Consider the following 14,904-nt stretch of genomic DNA (forward strand, 5'->3'; position numbering starts at 1 on the left):
TCACCAACTCGAGACCACAGCTGCGTTCCCATTCCCCGAAAGGTCTATTCGTCATGTCCACTCCGTCAGGTAGCGCGCCGTGAGCGCGCCCACCGATGTCCGCCCCGAAAAGTCGGTGTCCGAGCCGCAACTTCCGGACTCGGAGCTTGTCGTTGCTCGCACCTGGCACCCGCTGCGCTGGGTGATCAGTGCGGTCGTGCTGGTACTGCTTGCTCAGTTCATCCACGGACTCGTCGTCAACCCCGGCTGGGACTGGCCGACCTTCGCGCAATACTTCACCGCGAAATCAGTGCTCGCCGCGCTGTGGATGACGATCAAACTGACGCTGTGGGGGACGATCCTCGGATTCGGTCTCGGTGTTTTCCTGGCACTCGGTCGGTTGTCGAAAAACCCGGTCCTGCAGGTGATCGCTTGGACCTACATCTGGGCCTTCCGCTCGATTCCACTCATCGTGCAGCTGCTCTTCTGGTTCAACATCACATACCTGTACCAGACGCTTTCTCTCGGAATACCTTTCGGGCCCGAGTTCTTCACCTTCCAGGTCAGCGGTGTGATCGGCGGATTCACCGCGGCGGTCATCGGTTTGGCGCTGCACCAGGCTGCATACTCGGCCGAGATCATCCGCTCCGGAATCATTTCGGTGGATCACGGCCAGATCGAAGCTGCTCACTCGCTCGGTATTCCGCGCAGTCGCCAGTTCTTCAAGATCGTTCTCCCGCAGGCAATGCGAGCGATCCTCCCCAATGCCGCCAACGAGGTCATCGGACTCTTCAAGGGAACGTCGATCGTCTCCACCATGGCAATCGCCGAACTGTTCTACCAGGTGCAGGTCATCTTCGGCCGCAACGGACGAGTCGTGCCCCTGCTGATGGTCGCCACGATCTGGTACATCATCCTCACGACGTTGCTCTCGATCGGTCAGTACTACGTGGAGCGCCACTATGCACGAGGATCCGCCCGTGCGCTTCCGTTGACTCCGGTACAGAAGGCGCGCAAGAAGTTCGAAGAGATTCGAGATGCGCGTCTCGATATTCCGAGAGGTGCGACCCGATGACCGCAGAACTGGCCGAAGAGACGGTGTATGCCGTCGAAGCGCGCGGAATTCACAAGTCGTTCGGCACGCTGGAAGTACTTGCCGGCGTTGATCTCCTGGTCCGCAAGGGCGAAGTGACCGTCATTCTCGGTCCGTCTGGTTCCGGTAAGTCCACCTTGCTGCGCACCCTCAATCACCTCGAGAAGGTCGACCGCGGGACCGTGCGGATCGACGGAGAACTGATCGGGTACCGGCGCAAGGGAAACCGGCTCCACGAACTGCGTGACCGCGAGATCCTGAAACAGCGTTCGCACATCGGATTCGTGTTCCAGAACTTCAACCTGTTTCCGCACCTGACCGCGCTGGAAAACGTGGTGGAAGCGCCGCTCTCGGCCCAGAAGCGTGATCGTGACGAGGTGTACCGCGAGGCCCGCGCACTGCTCGAGCGAGTGGGAGTGGGGGACAAGGCGGACGAGTATCCCCGCCAACTCTCCGGTGGCCAGCAACAGCGCGTCGCGATAGCGCGAGCGCTGGCACTGCGGCCGGCGGTCATTCTCTTCGACGAGCCGACGTCGGCGCTCGACCCGGAACTGGTCGGCGAGGTTCTCGAGGTCCTCGCTCAGTTGGCCCGTGACGGCGCCACCTTGGTGATCGTCACACACGAGGTCGGATTTGCTCGGGAAGTGGCGGACACTGCGGTCTTCATGGACGGCGGCGTCATCGTCGAACAGGGCCCACCTTCGCAGGTGATCGACAATCCGGTCCACGAACGGACCAAAGCTTTTCTCTCCCGCGTCCTCTGACGCGACCCAGACTCATTCCCGGAAGGAAATATTGATGTTCTCCCCATCCCGTCGCGCGACTTTTCTGATCTCGGCTCTTGCCACAGTCGGACTGCTCAGCGCTGCGTGCAGCAGCGCGGACGCGGAGTCCGACGGCGCCCAGGTCACCGCTGCTGCGGGTTACAACCTCACTGCCGATCAGAACCGCATCACCACCGACAAAGTCGATTCCATTGCCGCCGAGCTACCTCAGGACATTCGCGATCGTGGCACGCTGCGCGTCACCGGTAGTGCCGGTGCCGCTCCGCCGCTCCGCTTCTACGCCGACGACGACACCACTCTCATCGGTTCCGAGACCGACTTCGCCTACCTGATCGGTGATGTTCTCGGTTTGAAGGTCGACCTGCAGACCGCAGACTGGGCACAGAACTTCGTCCGCATCGATTCCGGCGAGGCTGATGCATTCCTGTCCAATGTGACTGTGACGGAAGAGCGTAAAGAGAAGTACGACTTCGCCACCTACCGACTCGACACCCTGGCCTTCGAAGCCAAGAAGGGCTCCGGGATCTCCATCAAGGAACCCAAGGATGTCGCAGGCAAGAAGATCGCGGTAGGTTCCGGTACCAATCAGGAAGCGCTGCTGGTCAAATGGAGTGAGCAGAACGTCGCGGCCGGCCTGGCCCCCACCGACATCTCCTACTACCAGAACACCACCGACTACTACCTGCCGCTGCAGTCCGGCCGGATCGACGCCTACTTCGGACCGAACCCGTCGTCGCAGTTCCATGCCAAGCAGTCGGGTGAAACCGAAGTTGTCGGTGAGTTCTCCGGTGCAGGCGACACGCTGCAAGGCCAGATCGCGGTTCTGGTGAAGAAGGACAACGGGTTGATCAAGGCAATCAACGACGCGATCAACCACACGATCGAGAACGGCACGTACCAGCAGATCCTCGAGCGCTGGAACATCACGAATGAAGCCGTCGACACGTCCCTGATCAACCCGCCCGGCCTTCCGAAGACCAAGTGAGCTCTCGTCCATGAGTGAGATTCTCGATGCGATCGTCATCGGTGGAGGACTCGTCGGGTCCTCCACCGCCTGGCGGCTCGCGGCGCGCGGACGTAGCGTCGTTCAGCTGGAACAGTTCGGGCCGGGGCACAAGCACGGTGCGTCGCACGGTACTTCGCGCATCTACCGTCAGGCGTACGACAATCACCTGTACACCGGGTTGGCGGCCGACGCGCTGCCGCTGTGGCGGGAGTTGGAGACCACGACGGACATCGGGTTCCTGGAACTCACCGGTGCCGTTGATCACGGCCTGCCGCAGGCAGTGCAGTCCAAGGCGAAGATACTTCTCGAGGCGGGCATCAAGGGCGAGATCCTCACCCCTGCCGAGGCGTCCGCCCGTTGGCCGGGGCTGCGATTCGACACCACGGTGCTCCATCATCCCGATGCAGGCCGGTTGCACGCGGACCGCGCCGTGACCGCTCTGAAGGCGGGAGCGGTGTTTGCCGGCGCCGAGGTCCGTCACGATGTTCGGGTGTTGGCACTCGCGCGGGCGTCCTACGGCGTGGACGTGGTGACGGACAGTGGAACGCTCGCAGCTCGTCAGGTAGTGATCGCGGCCGGTGCGTGGACTGCGGATCTGATCGAAGACAGCGGTCTCGGCTCCGAGATCGTACTGCCGACACTGCGCACGACACAGGAACAACCGGCACACTTCGCACCGCTCGATCCCGGAGTCGAGTGGCCGAGTTTCGTTCACCACACCGGCGCAGAATTGGAGACCGCGGGGATCTACGGGCTTGGTTCCGAGGACGGGATCAAGATCGGCGAACACGCGACCGGGCCGGTGGTGACTCCGCAGACCCGTGACTACACCCCTGGTGTCGACGGAGAGCAGCGATTGGTGGAGTACGCCGAGTCGTGGTTGCCCGGTGTCGATTCCACCCGTGTCGAGTCGCTCACCTGCCTGTACACGAGCACGCCGGACAGTAACTTCGTCATCGACCGAGTCGGAGCCGTCACGGTGGCGGCGGGGTTCTCGGGGCATGGGTTCAAGTTCGGTCCGGCCTTGGGTGAACTTGTGGCGGACCTCGTCGACGGAACCACCCTCGCTCCGGAAGTTTTCAGGCTGGGGGAGCGTTGACCAGATTCATGGAGGAAAGTGTTGTGGCACTGGAGCTCGGAACTCGACAGCTCGAGGGTGTCGGAGCGGTAGAGGTCTATTCGGTATCGCAGGACGATCCCTTGGCAGCTCCACTGATCGCGGAGTTGGCACTCGAATACAGTTCGCGTTACGGCGGGACTCGCGAAGCGATGCTCGAGGATCTCACGACGTATCCGGCAGAAGAATTTGCCTATCCGCAGGGTGCGCTTCTGGTGCTCACCCACGACGGTCTGCCGATCGCCGGTGGTGCGTTTCGTCAATTCGATTCCACCACTGCCGAACTGAAGAGAATCTGGACATCGGTCGACTATCGGAAGCGCGGCCTCGGCAAGGCCGTCGTTCGCGAGTTGGAACGAGAGATCGAACTTCGTGGATACAACCGGGTGTTTCTCACGACGGGTCCTCGGCAACCCGAGGCCGTCGCGCTGTATCTGTCCAGTGGATACACACCGCTTTACGACGCGTCACTCTCGCCCGAAGAGGTGGGCATCCACCCGTTCGAGAAACAACTTCGGGTCCTCGAAAATGTGACTCGAGCAGCAATTCCTACCGACCGGGTTGACAACACCCGGGTTTAACCTCGTACACTTGCGAACGACCATCCAGAGCGACCGAGAGACCTGGCTCATTGAAGTCGCAGCAACCCCCCGAGTGATCGGGTGCGGGTGCTACCGCCAGGACCGATGGAGGAACACGAAATGAAGGCAGTCGAAGGCGGTTTCGATACCGCCTGGTCGCGTCGTCACGTAGACCTGTGCCGCACCGCGGGATCTTTCTGTACCAACTGACCTCGGTCAGTCATTCACACTCAGGCGAGTCGTCGACAAGTCTGTTTTCTCTTCTCTCACAAGTGATTCGTGCTCGATCGCCTTTCTCGTCTCAGGCGACGGGTGCGCTCTTCGGCATGCCTCTTTAGGAGTTCTTGGTGTCTTCGCCCTCATTCGGTGCCCGCAAACGCGCGACCGTAATCGCCGGTATCGGTGCTGTCTCGGTTCTCGGCACCGTCCTCGCCGGCTGCAGCAGCGGGAGTGACAGTGCTGCCGACGCAGGCCCCGCCCAGTCCGGCGGAACCCTTCGCTACGGTCTGTCGCAGGCGCCGACGTGTGCCGATCCGGCCCAGGCCGGCAGTAACCAGACCGTGTATGTCACTCGGACCGTGGTGGATTCGCTGACCGATCAAAATCCCGACTCCGGAGAGATCACCCCGTGGCTCGCCAAGAGCTGGGAGATCAGCCCCGACGCCGCTAGCTTCACGTTCGTCCTTCGCGACGACGCCACCTTCAGTGACGGCACCCCGGTGACGGCGGATTCGGTGAAGAAGACCTTCGACTCGGTCAAGAATCTCGGACCGAACGCGTCGTTGGCGAAGAGTTACCTGTCCTCGTACACCGGTACCGACGTCGTAGATGCTCACACGGCGAAGATCAATTTCTCCGGACCCAATGTTCAGTTCCTGCAGGCAACTTCGACGCCACAGCTCGGAATCCTCGCCGATTCCACCACCGCGCTGGCATCCGAGCAGCGCTGCCCCGGTGCAGCGGTGATCGCCTCCGGACCGTTCGTGTACACCGACTGGCAGCAGGACAAGAGCGTCAAGATCGCCAAGCGTGCGGGATACAACTGGGCGTCGGACGCGGTCGCGCATCAGGGTGAGGCCTACCTCGACGGCGTCGACTTCACGGTGGTCCCCGAATCCGGTGTGCGGGCAGGCAGCGTGGCCTCCGGCCAGCTCGATGCGGTCAGCGATGCGCTTCCGCAGGATGCGCCGCAGATCGAGGGCGCAGGCGGACGAATCCTCACAAGGCCGAACCCGGGTGTGAGCTTCTTCTTCCAGCCAAACGTCAGTCGCGGCGTTCTCGCCGATCAGGCTGTTCGCCAGGCCATCATTCCCGCGATCAACCGCCAAGAACTCGTCGACACCGTTCTGGATCCGTCGTTCTTCCCGGCCACGAGCCCGTTGGCTCACACCACTCCGCTCTACAGCGACGAATCGAGTGTCGTGACGTACGACGCCGACAAGTCGGCGAAGCTTCTCGACGCGGCTGGTTGGAAGACCGGCAGCGACGGTATCCGCGAGAAGGACGGGCAGAAGCTCACTTTCAGCGTCACCTTCAGTCCGGTGTTCTCGGGTAACCAGGCCATCCTCGAGCTCGTACAGCAGCAGCTCAAGAAGGTCGGCGTCGACTTGCAGCTCAACCTGGTCTCGAACGGTGAATGGACCGAGAAGGGAGTATCGGGTGATTACGATTCGCTGTATTACAACAGCACTCGCGCGGACGCCGACATCCTGCGGGCATCGTTCAGCACAGAGGGCCGCAACCTGAACCGTCGCGGCGCAGATCCGGAGCTCGACAAGGTTCTCACAGACCAGCTTGCAGCCACGGACAACGGCCAACGCGGCGAACTGGTATCCACTGCACAGGAATTGATCCTCGACCGTGGACTCTCCATCCCCACCATCGAGCTCTCACAGGCCATCGGTGCCGGATCGAGTGTGCAGGACCTGAACTTCGAAGCCTCTTCACGCCTGCAGTTCTACGACGCATGGTTGTCGGGTAAGTAATCATGACTCGATACGTACTCACCCGACTGGGTCAGGCCGCAGTGGTCCTGTGGGCCGCCTTCACCATCTCGTTCGTGATTCTGTTCCTCCTGCCGAGTGATCCCGTCAGCATGGCTGCCGACTCGTCCGGTCAGGGTGTCGCAGTGGATCAGGCTGCGCTCGATCAGCTTCGGGCGCGGTACGGCTTGGACCAGTCGGTGTGGGTGCAGTACTGGACGTCGCTGACAAATGCTCTTCGCGGCGATTTCGGTACATCGATCTCCACCGGTCAGCCGGTGACGGATGCCATCTTCTCGGCGCTGCCCAGCACTCTGGTGCTGGCAACCACCGCTTTGGTTCTGGCCGTGTTGTTCGGAGTGGCGATCGCGTTCTTCGCTACCTACACCCGCAAGCGGTGGCTCGCGAACCTGTTGTTCTCGCTGCCGCCGCTGGGTGTGGCAGTGCCTACTTTCTGGGTGGGCCTGATTCTTCTGCAACTCTTCTCGTTCCGTCTGCACATCTTCCCGGCATTCGGAGACAAGGGATTCGCAACGGTGATTCTTCCGGCGATCACCTTGGCGATCCCGACCGGCGCGGTGATCGCGCAGGTGCTCACGACCAGCCTGCAGTCGACGCTACGTTCGCCGCATGTGGAGACTGCGTACGCCAAGGGCGCAAGCCGTTGGCGCGTGCAGACCCGTCACGCGTTGCGACTGGCGAGCATTCCGGCATTCACCATTGCCGGTGTGCTGGTCGGCACGCTGCTCGCCGGCTCGGTGGTTGTGGAAACGGTGTTCTCTCGCGCGGGCGTCGGCCGTCTGACACAGACGTCGGTGATGGCGCAGGACATCCCGGTGGTGCAGGGAGTCGTTGTGTTCGCCTCTCTCGTGTTCGTGCTCGTCAACCTCGCGGTCGACCTCTTCTACCCCTTGATAGATCCACGGATCATCCAGACGAAGAAGAGTCACACCGAAAAGTCGAATACCGAAAGCTCGACCGATCTGGAGCCGGCTCATGTCTGACACATTGATCGAACCCCTACTCCTCGATCCGAGCGTCGAGGCGAAGACACCTGTTGTTTCGCGCCGAAAGTCCACGGCCATCGGCTGGATCCGAAAGCCCGGCTTGGTGATTCCGGTGTTGATCGTGTTGCTTGCCATCGGCTTTGCCGTCGCACCCGGATTTTTCGCCAGCGGCGATCCGTTGTCCGGTGTCCCGGCGGACAAACTGCAGGGCCCGAGCCTGGCTCACTGGTTCGGAACCGACAATCTCGGACGTGACCTGTACACACGGTTCGTGCACGGCGCCGCGCTGTCCCTGACCGCAACCTTGGTGGCGGTCGGAATCGCATTGGTGGCGGGATCGATAATCGGTTTGCTCGCGGGCTTTGTCGGTGGCGTCGTCGACGCCGTGCTGATGCGCATCGTCGACGTGCTGCTGTCCATTCCGGCACTGCTGCTCTCGTTGGCCCTTGTCACCGCACTCGGCTTCGGCACCATCAACGTCGCCATCGCGGTCGGCGTCAGTATGGTCGCCAATTTCGCGCGAGTGATGCGTGCCGAAGTGATGCGGGTGCGCGGAGCTCAGTACGTCGAGGCTGCGTTCAGTTCAGGTGTGCAGTGGCTCGGTGTCCTGCGTCGGCACGTGCTTCCCAACTCCTACGCGCCGGTGGTCGCGCTGTCCGCTGTCGAGTTCGGGCAGGCAGTACTGGCCGTGTCGGCTCTGAGCTTCTTGGGATTCGGCGCCGTTCCGCCTACCCCGGAATGGGGATCGCTGGTATCCGAGGGACGCAATTTCCTCGCCAATGCCTGGTGGATGACAACACTTCCCGGTCTCGCGATTGTCGCCGTGGTCATCTCGGCACACCGTATCGGCCACGAGATCGAAAGGAACAACCGGCGATGAGCACGACTGAGGACCAGTTGCTTTCCGTCACCGACTTACAGATCGCCTACGGCGCCGAACCCGCGGTATCCGGCGTGAGCTTCTCCGTCGGTCGGGGCGAAGTAGTTGCGGTGGTCGGGGAATCGGGTTCCGGTAAGTCGACCACGGCACACGCGATATTGGGTCTGCTCGCCGGCAGTGGCCACGTCACCGGCGGGACCGTCGAGTTCGAGGGTGAACAGATCGACTCGTATTCCGACCGTGCGTGGCAGCGAATCCGCGGCGCGCGTATCGGTTTGGTGCCGCAGGATCCGACGACCTCGCTCAACCCGGTGACGAGGATCGGCGACCAGGTTGCAGAAGTCCTCCGGATCCACGGCCTCGCAGACCGTCGCAAAGCCCGGTTGGACGCCGTCGAGGTGCTCGAGCGCGCGGGTATCGACCGGCCGGAAATCCGAGCACGCCAGTACCCGCACGAGCTCTCCGGCGGTATGCGGCAACGCGTTCTGATCGGTATCGCGCTCGTCGCGAACCCCGCCCTCATCATCGCCGACGAGCCGACCAGCGCTCTGGACGTCACGGTTCAACGACGCATCCTCGACCACTTGGACGAGCGAATCGCCGAATCCGGTGCCGCCGTGCTCCTGATCACGCACGACCTGGGTGTGGCCGCAGACCGCGCGGACCGGATCCTGGTGATGCAGGGCGGCAGGATCGTCGAATCCGGCCGCACCGCAGATATTCTGGACAACCCGCGACACGAGTACACGAAGAAGCTGCTCGACTCGGCTCCGAGCCTGTCCTCGGGACCGGTCGATCGGCCGGTCCGTCAGGATACGAGCCCGCTGCTGACGTTGACCGGAATCACCAAGCGTTTCAACGTCGGACGCGGGAGTTCGATCACCGCGGTGAACGAGGTATCGCTGACTGTTCCGCGTGGTCAGACGGTGTCGTTGGTGGGGGAGTCTGGCTCCGGCAAGTCGACCACGGCGCGCATCGCCGTGCGGTTGGAGCAGGCGGATGCCGGCACCATCTCCTTCGACGGACACGACATCACGAAGGTCAAGGGCAGCGATCTGCGCGAGCTGCGCCGAAAGATCCAGCTCGTGTACCAGAACCCCTATGCATCACTTGACCCGAAATTGTCCGTCCAGGACATCGTTGCGGAGCCGCTGCGGGCCTTCAAGGTTGGTGGACGCAGCCAGCAGCAGAGTCGTGCAGCAGAGTTGCTCGATCAGGTTGCACTTCCCGAGCAGTTCCTGAGCCGCAAACCGGCCGAACTCTCGGGCGGCCAGCGTCAACGGGTGGCGATCGCTCGTGCGCTTGCGTTGAAGCCGGACCTGCTCGTTCTCGACGAACCTGTGTCCGCTCTCGACGTCTCGGTGCAAGCGCAGATTCTGGCGCTACTCGACGAGTTGCAGCGCGAACTGGGCCTGACCTATCTCTTCATCTCCCACGATCTTGCGGTTGTTCGCCAGATCAGCGACGTCGTCGGCGTCATGCAGGCCGGGCGATTGCTCGAAATCGGCACTACCACCGAGATTTTCGACAATCCCCGAAACGAGTACACACGCACACTTCTCGACGCGATCCCCGGGCGGGATCATTCGACACGAAAGGCCGAACATGTCCGAGCGTAGTTCCGGAGCATTCCTGGTCGGCCTCGAATTCGAGGGAACCGGAGCTCATCCGTACTCCTGGCGACGCGAGGATTCGCGCGCCGAAGATCTGTTCACGCCGTCGTACTGGGTGGACCTGGTGACCGCCGCGGATCGGGGTGGGGTGGATCTGGCGTTCCTCCCTGACTCGTTCGGACTGCAATCCGAGGGCCAGCACGCAGTGCGGGGCAGATTGGAGGCGGTTGCAACTGCGGCGCGGCTGAGTGCTGTGACCTCGCGTATCGGCCTGATCCCCACTGCGACAGTCACGCACACCGAGCCGTTCCACATCTCCAAGGCCGTCGCGAGTATCGACTACTCCTCAGCGGGGCGGGCCGGCTGGCAGGTCGCGGTGTCCGACACCGCTGAGCAGGCGTCGTTGTTCGGCCGAAAGGCAGTGCAGGGCCCCGAGTCCGCGTGGGAGGAAGCGTCCGAGGCTGTCGAGGTGGTCAGTCGGCTGTGGGACAGCTGGGAGGACGACGCCGAGATACGGGACGCTGCGAGCGGACGATTCATCGATCGAGACAAGCTGCACTACATCGACTTCGAGGGAAAGAACTTTTCCGTCAAGGGGCCGTCCATCACGCCGCGCTCCCCGCAGGGGCAGCCGCTGATCGCCGTCGACGCGAGCAGGCCGGAGGCACGCGAGCTCGCTGTTGCGCGCGGAGATCTGATTCGGATCTCGGCAACCGACCTCGGCGAGGCCAACGCCACGGCCAAGTTGGTCCACGCGAATGCCGCTGCCCTCGGGCGCAGCGTCAGGGTTCTCCTCGACGTCGACGTGCTTCTCGGCGCTGATCGCGGAGCCGCCGACGACGCTCTGGCGGAACTCGAGGAATGGGCGGGAGCACCGTACGCCCCGCACTCGCTGTTCTATCGCGGGGACAGCGCCGGCCTGACTGTCCTCCTTCGCGAGATCGGTGGGCTGGCCGGGGTCGACGGTGTTGTCCTGCGTCCCTTGGCTTTGGCTGCCGCAGTGGAGAAGATCGCGGCGGACGTGGTGCCGACTCTCAATCCGCGACCGACTACCGGCCCGACGCTGCGCGAGCGGTTGGGTTTCGAGTTGCCCGTCAATCAGTTCGCGTAGCGCGAACAGAGAACAGGAACACCGATGACACAGAACAGGATTCGCAAGCAAGTTCACCTGGGTGCTCACTTCCCCGGCGTGAACAACACCACGGTGTGGACCGATCCGGCGTCCAAGAGCCAGATCGAGTTCAGCTCGTTCGAGCATCTCGCCCGCAGTGCCGAACGCGGATTGTTCGACTTCTTCTTCCTCGCAGAGGGTTTGCGCCTGCGCGAGCATCAGGGCAAGATTCACGACCTCGACGTGGTCGGTCGCCCGGATACGTTCAGTATTCTCAACGCGGTTGCCGGTGTGACAACGCATCTCGGCCTGGCCGGGACGATCAACACCACGTTCAACGAGCCGTACGAGTTGGCCAAGCAGTTCTCGACGCTCGATCATCTCTCCGACGGCCGCGCCGCGTGGAATCTGGTCACCTCTTCGGATGCCTTTACCGGTGAGAACTTTCGCCGCGGTGGGTATCTGGAGCATTCCGAGCGGTACGCACGCGCAAACGAGTTGGTCGACGCAGTACGGACGCTGTGGGACAGTTGGAGCATCGATCGTCCGATCGTCGACCGTGAGCGCGGCGTTTTTGCCACCGACCAGCAGGTCGGTCAGTTCCAACACTCCGGTAAGCAGTTCGATATCACCGGACGCTTCGAAGTACCTCGGAGTCCCCAAGGACACCCAGTCCTGCTGCAGGCAGGTGACTCTGACGAAGGACGCGAGTTCGGCGCCGCCAAGGCAGACGCCATCTTCACCGGGCACGGAACGCTCGAAGCAGGCAAGACGTTCTACGCCGACGTAAAGGGACGCTTGGCCAAGTACGGACGCACGCACGCAGACCTCAAGATTCTCCCCGCCGCCACCTTCGTGCTCGGTGACAACGCCGCGGACGCACAGGAGAAGGCGTATCACATCCGGCGGCAGCAGGTCGGACCCCAGACTGCCATCGCTTTTCTCGAACAAGTCTGGGGCAGAGACCTTTCCCAGTACGACGCCGACGGCCCGTTGCCGAAGGAAGATCCGTCGGACGACGTCAACATCACCCGCGGACGCGTCCGCCACGTCAAGGATCCGCGAGCGGTCGCAGATCAGTGGCGTGCCAAGGCCGAGGCCGAAAACCTCAGCATCCGTGAACTCATCATCGAAGTGACTGCCCGCCAACAGTTCGTGGGTAGTGCAGCGGAAGTGGCTGCCGAGATCGACACCTACGTCCAGGGCGACGCGAGCGACGGATTCATCCTCGTTCCGCACATCACCCCCGCGGGCCTCGACGAGTTCATCGACACCGTCGTACCAGAACTACAGGACCGCGGCAGTTTCCGGACCGAGTACTCAGGAACCACCCTGCGCAGCCATCTCGGGCTGCGCCACCCGTACGAGCAGGCTGAAGGAGTCCGCGCATCATGACCGTTACCGACACTTCCACCAGCACCTTCACCGGCGAGTGGAATGCTTGGCATGCCTCGCGCGACGCCACCTTCAGTGAACCACTCGGCTGGCTGAGCCTGACTGCGTTGCATTGGCTGGTTGACACCGATTCCACCTTCGCGGACCTGCCCGGTGCGTGGCGCGCCGACGCGAATGCCGTTGTCGTCACCGCGACGCCGGCCGACGACCTCTCGATCGACGGCGTCGCAGTGGACGGTTCAGTCACTCTGAATCCGATCGAGGGTGCGCCGGGACTGATCGTCAAGCAGGGCGCGCGGTTGGTCGAGGTCATCCGCCGCACCGGCGAGGTGGCTCTGCGGATCCACGATTCGTCGGCCCCGACATTGGCGCAGTTCAGTGGTATCCCGACCTTCGAGCCGAACCCGCAGTGGCGCATCGAGGGTGTCTTCACAGCTTTCGAGGAGGCTCGCACGGTGACGACAGGTGCGGTCGTCGAGCGCCTCGAGCATCATCACGACGCCCGCGGAACCATCAGCTTCGAACACGACGGAGAAACCCGGACTCTGATTGCGTTCGCGGGCAAGGACAACGGCTTTCAAATCCTGTTCACCGACGCGACCAGTGGTGTGTCCACCTACCCGGCCGCACGCTCGCTGCACGTGAGTGCACCGGAGCCCGGTGGCGCGGTAGTCCTCGATTTCAATCGGGCGTCGAACCTGCCCTGCGCCTTCACCGATTACGCGACGTGCCCCGTCGCCCCCGCCGAGAATCGTTTGCCGTTCGCGGTGGAAGCCGGCGAGAAGACACCGAATACCCGCGACGGAAGCGCACCGAGGTGAGCGCGCCGCTGTCCGTACTCGACCTCTCGCCGATCAGTGAGGGTGAAACGGCCCGCCAGGCCTTGCGGAACTCGCTGGACCTCGCTCGTTCTGCCGAAGCGTGGGGATACAAGAGGTACTGGGTCGCCGAACACCACTTCGTCGGCGTAGCCAGCTCGTCACCGGCCGTTCTGGTCGGACTGATTGCGGCCGCGACCAACACCATTCGCGTCGGCTCGGCCGCAGTGCTGCTGGGCAACAACACGGCAGCTCAGGTGGTCGAGGCCTTCGGTACCGTCGAAGCGTTGTATCCGGGTCGTATCGATCTCGGTATCGGGCGCAGTGGGCAGCGTCGGGTGGAGGCACTTCGTGCCGTCGCTGCCGGAACGCCTGCCCCGGCAGAATCGAAGCGGGAGACCGTCGTACGCGACGGCGTCGTGATCCCGGCGCCCTTCGATCCAACCGGTCTTCTCACGTCACCGAGATTGCAGGCGTCGTTCGAGGCATTGGCGTTTCCGGGCGCGCAGGCGCCGGATTTCGAGCAGCAGGTCGACGACATACTCTCGCTCCTGAACGGCACCCACCGCACCCGCGACGGCATCGACTTGCACGCCAGTCCCGGCGAGGACGCCGACGTCGAATTGTGGGTGTTCGGAAGCAGCGCAGGCCCCAGTGCCGAACTCGCCGGACGACTCGGATTGCCGTTCGGCGCGAATTACCATGTGGCGCCCTCGAGTACGCTCGATGCCGTCGAGGCATACCGAGCAGCATTCCGACCGTCGGCAGTTCTGTCGGAGCCGTACGTGGTCGTGTCCGCGGATGTTGTTGCTGCGGAAGACGATGCGACGGCGAGGGAGTTGGCGTCGACCTTCGCGCACTGGACGCACAGCATTCGCAGCGGACACGGCGCCATCCCGTACCCCGATCCGGCCACAGCGCTCCCACTTTCCGATGCCGACAAAGCAGTAGTGGAGGATCGGCTGATCACGCAGTTCGTCGGTTCACCCACCACCGTCGCCGACAGGCTCGACAGTTTGCAGAAGCTCACTGGAGCGGACGAATTGGTGATAACCGGGGTGACCCATCGGCACGAGGATCGCCTGCGCTCGTACGAGCTGCTTGCCAAGGAATGGGGACTACCCGCACTACTGGCAGCATGAGCTTGCCTTTGTCCATTAGTGTCGAGTGATGTTTTCGCCCCGAGATGCGCTTTCGCTTGCTCTTGACGTAGCGCGTGAGGGCATGGAACTCGGGGAGATGCCGATCGGCGCAGTCGTGTTCGACGACGACCGTGTGCTCGGGCGGGCGTATACGCAAGAACGGGCACTCGGCCGACGGGTAGTCCATGCGGACCTTCAAGCGCTCTTGCAGGCCGACGAGGCTCTCGGGTTCACTCGAGCGTCAGGAGAATTGACATTGGCGGTCAATCTCGAACCATGCCTGATGTGCATGGGTGCCGCGATCACACTCGGTGTGACCCGGGTGTGGTTCGCTGAATACGCCACTGGCACTGGCCCCGCCGGGATGCGGGACTGGGCGCGCAGTCTCACCTGAC

Annotated in this window: 15 protein-coding genes and 1 riboswitch; all 15 genes read left to right on the forward strand. The window is 62.9% G+C overall.

Going from position 1 to position 14,904, the window contains the following annotated elements:
- Positions 1-79: 79 nt before the first annotated feature.
- The 15 genes from AC1DVN_RS16850 (at position 80) to AC1DVN_RS16920 (ending at position 14,903) form a co-directional block, all read left to right on the forward strand.
- Positions 80-1,054, forward strand: coding sequence for an amino acid ABC transporter permease (locus tag AC1DVN_RS16850; RefSeq protein ID WP_020906669.1), 975 nt, complete (start codon positions 80-82; stop codon positions 1,052-1,054).
- Positions 1,051-1,836 carry an amino acid ABC transporter ATP-binding protein gene (locus AC1DVN_RS16855; protein WP_020968833.1) on the forward strand — a complete coding sequence of 262 codons (786 nt, stop codon included), beginning with the start codon at positions 1,051-1,053 and terminating at the stop codon, positions 1,834-1,836. Before AC1DVN_RS16850 ends, AC1DVN_RS16855 begins: the two co-directional genes overlap by 4 nt.
- Positions 1,837-1,870: 34 nt before the next feature.
- Positions 1,871-2,842, forward strand: coding sequence for an ABC transporter substrate-binding protein (locus AC1DVN_RS16860; RefSeq protein ID WP_047888726.1), 972 nt, complete (start codon positions 1,871-1,873; stop codon positions 2,840-2,842).
- 10 nt (positions 2,843-2,852) lie between these two features.
- Positions 2,853-3,962, forward strand: a complete 1,110-nt coding sequence (locus tag AC1DVN_RS16865) for an FAD-dependent oxidoreductase (protein ID WP_477845784.1) — start codon at positions 2,853-2,855, stop codon at positions 3,960-3,962.
- An 8-nt stretch (positions 3,963-3,970) separates the two neighbouring features.
- The gene (locus AC1DVN_RS16870; RefSeq protein WP_019749497.1) at positions 3,971-4,561 is read left to right on the forward strand and encodes a GNAT family N-acetyltransferase; all 591 of its coding nucleotides are present in this window, start codon (positions 3,971-3,973) and stop codon (positions 4,559-4,561) included.
- A gap of 17 nt (positions 4,562-4,578) precedes the next feature.
- Positions 4,579-4,673: riboswitch (SAM riboswitch) on the forward strand.
- A gap of 8 nt (positions 4,674-4,681) precedes the next feature.
- A complete protein-coding gene (locus AC1DVN_RS16875; RefSeq protein WP_310504006.1) occupies positions 4,682-4,771 on the forward strand; it encodes a putative leader peptide in 90 nt (29 codons plus the stop codon).
- Positions 4,772-4,908: 137 nt separating this feature from the next.
- Entirely contained in the window at positions 4,909-6,546 is a 1,638-nt protein-coding gene (locus AC1DVN_RS16880) for an ABC transporter substrate-binding protein (RefSeq protein ID WP_446837353.1), read from the forward strand.
- 2 nt (positions 6,547-6,548) lie between these two features.
- Positions 6,549-7,547: an ABC transporter permease gene (locus AC1DVN_RS16885; RefSeq protein ID WP_070386603.1), complete on the forward strand. Its 999-nt coding sequence runs from the start codon at positions 6,549-6,551 to the stop codon at positions 7,545-7,547.
- Positions 7,540-8,430, forward strand: a complete 891-nt coding sequence (locus AC1DVN_RS16890) for an ABC transporter permease (protein WP_070797248.1) — start codon at positions 7,540-7,542, stop codon at positions 8,428-8,430. The genes AC1DVN_RS16885 and AC1DVN_RS16890 overlap by 8 nt, the downstream gene beginning before the upstream one ends.
- Complete coding sequence (locus AC1DVN_RS16895; RefSeq protein WP_070797249.1) at positions 8,427-10,049, forward strand: dipeptide ABC transporter ATP-binding protein; 1,623 nt, start codon at positions 8,427-8,429, stop codon at positions 10,047-10,049. The genes AC1DVN_RS16890 and AC1DVN_RS16895 overlap by 4 nt, the downstream gene beginning before the upstream one ends.
- Positions 10,036-11,154, forward strand: a complete 1,119-nt coding sequence (locus AC1DVN_RS16900; RefSeq protein ID WP_019749502.1) for an LLM class flavin-dependent oxidoreductase — start codon at positions 10,036-10,038, stop codon at positions 11,152-11,154. Before AC1DVN_RS16895 ends, AC1DVN_RS16900 begins: the two co-directional genes overlap by 14 nt.
- 24 nt (positions 11,155-11,178) lie before the next feature.
- Positions 11,179-12,549: an NtaA/DmoA family FMN-dependent monooxygenase gene (locus tag AC1DVN_RS16905; RefSeq protein WP_060939867.1), complete on the forward strand. Its 1,371-nt coding sequence runs from the start codon at positions 11,179-11,181 to the stop codon at positions 12,547-12,549.
- Entirely contained in the window at positions 12,546-13,370 is an 825-nt protein-coding gene (locus tag AC1DVN_RS16910; RefSeq protein ID WP_477994061.1) for a DUF1684 domain-containing protein, read from the forward strand. The genes AC1DVN_RS16905 and AC1DVN_RS16910 overlap by 4 nt, the downstream gene beginning before the upstream one ends.
- A complete protein-coding gene (locus AC1DVN_RS16915) occupies positions 13,367-14,509 on the forward strand; it encodes an LLM class flavin-dependent oxidoreductase (RefSeq protein ID WP_477845787.1) in 1,143 nt (380 codons plus the stop codon). The genes AC1DVN_RS16910 and AC1DVN_RS16915 overlap by 4 nt, the downstream gene beginning before the upstream one ends.
- Before the next feature lie 28 nt (positions 14,510-14,537).
- Complete coding sequence (locus AC1DVN_RS16920) at positions 14,538-14,903, forward strand: nucleoside deaminase (RefSeq protein WP_477994062.1); 366 nt, start codon at positions 14,538-14,540, stop codon at positions 14,901-14,903.
- The last annotated feature ends 1 nt before the right edge of the window (position 14,904 follow it).

Source organism: Rhodococcus sp. P4_E4, from assembly GCF_056401575.1.

What these genes read in the sequence shown, in the direction of transcription:
- AC1DVN_RS16855 (WP_020968833.1), top strand. Translation starts at nt 1,051, where the DNA reads ATGACCGCAGAACTGGCCGAAGAGACGGTGTATGCCGTCGAAGCGCGC.
- AC1DVN_RS16860 (WP_047888726.1), top strand. Translation starts at nt 1,871, where the DNA reads ATGTTCTCCCCATCCCGTCGCGCGACTTTTCTGATCTCGGCTCTTGCC.
- AC1DVN_RS16865 (WP_477845784.1), top strand. Translation starts at nt 2,853, where the DNA reads ATGAGTGAGATTCTCGATGCGATCGTCATCGGTGGAGGACTCGTCGGG.
- AC1DVN_RS16870 (WP_019749497.1), top strand. Translation starts at nt 3,971, where the DNA reads ATGGAGGAAAGTGTTGTGGCACTGGAGCTCGGAACTCGACAGCTCGAG.
- AC1DVN_RS16875 (WP_310504006.1), top strand. Translation starts at nt 4,682, where the DNA reads ATGAAGGCAGTCGAAGGCGGTTTCGATACCGCCTGGTCGCGTCGTCAC.
- AC1DVN_RS16885 (WP_070386603.1), top strand. Translation starts at nt 6,549, where the DNA reads ATGACTCGATACGTACTCACCCGACTGGGTCAGGCCGCAGTGGTCCTG.
- AC1DVN_RS16890 (WP_070797248.1), top strand. Translation starts at nt 7,540, where the DNA reads ATGTCTGACACATTGATCGAACCCCTACTCCTCGATCCGAGCGTCGAG.
- AC1DVN_RS16895 (WP_070797249.1), top strand. Translation starts at nt 8,427, where the DNA reads ATGAGCACGACTGAGGACCAGTTGCTTTCCGTCACCGACTTACAGATC.
- AC1DVN_RS16900 (WP_019749502.1), top strand. Translation starts at nt 10,036, where the DNA reads ATGTCCGAGCGTAGTTCCGGAGCATTCCTGGTCGGCCTCGAATTCGAG.
- AC1DVN_RS16905 (WP_060939867.1), top strand. Translation starts at nt 11,179, where the DNA reads ATGACACAGAACAGGATTCGCAAGCAAGTTCACCTGGGTGCTCACTTC.
- AC1DVN_RS16910 (WP_477994061.1), top strand. Translation starts at nt 12,546, where the DNA reads ATGACCGTTACCGACACTTCCACCAGCACCTTCACCGGCGAGTGGAAT.
- AC1DVN_RS16920 (WP_477994062.1), top strand. Translation starts at nt 14,538, where the DNA reads ATGTTTTCGCCCCGAGATGCGCTTTCGCTTGCTCTTGACGTAGCGCGT.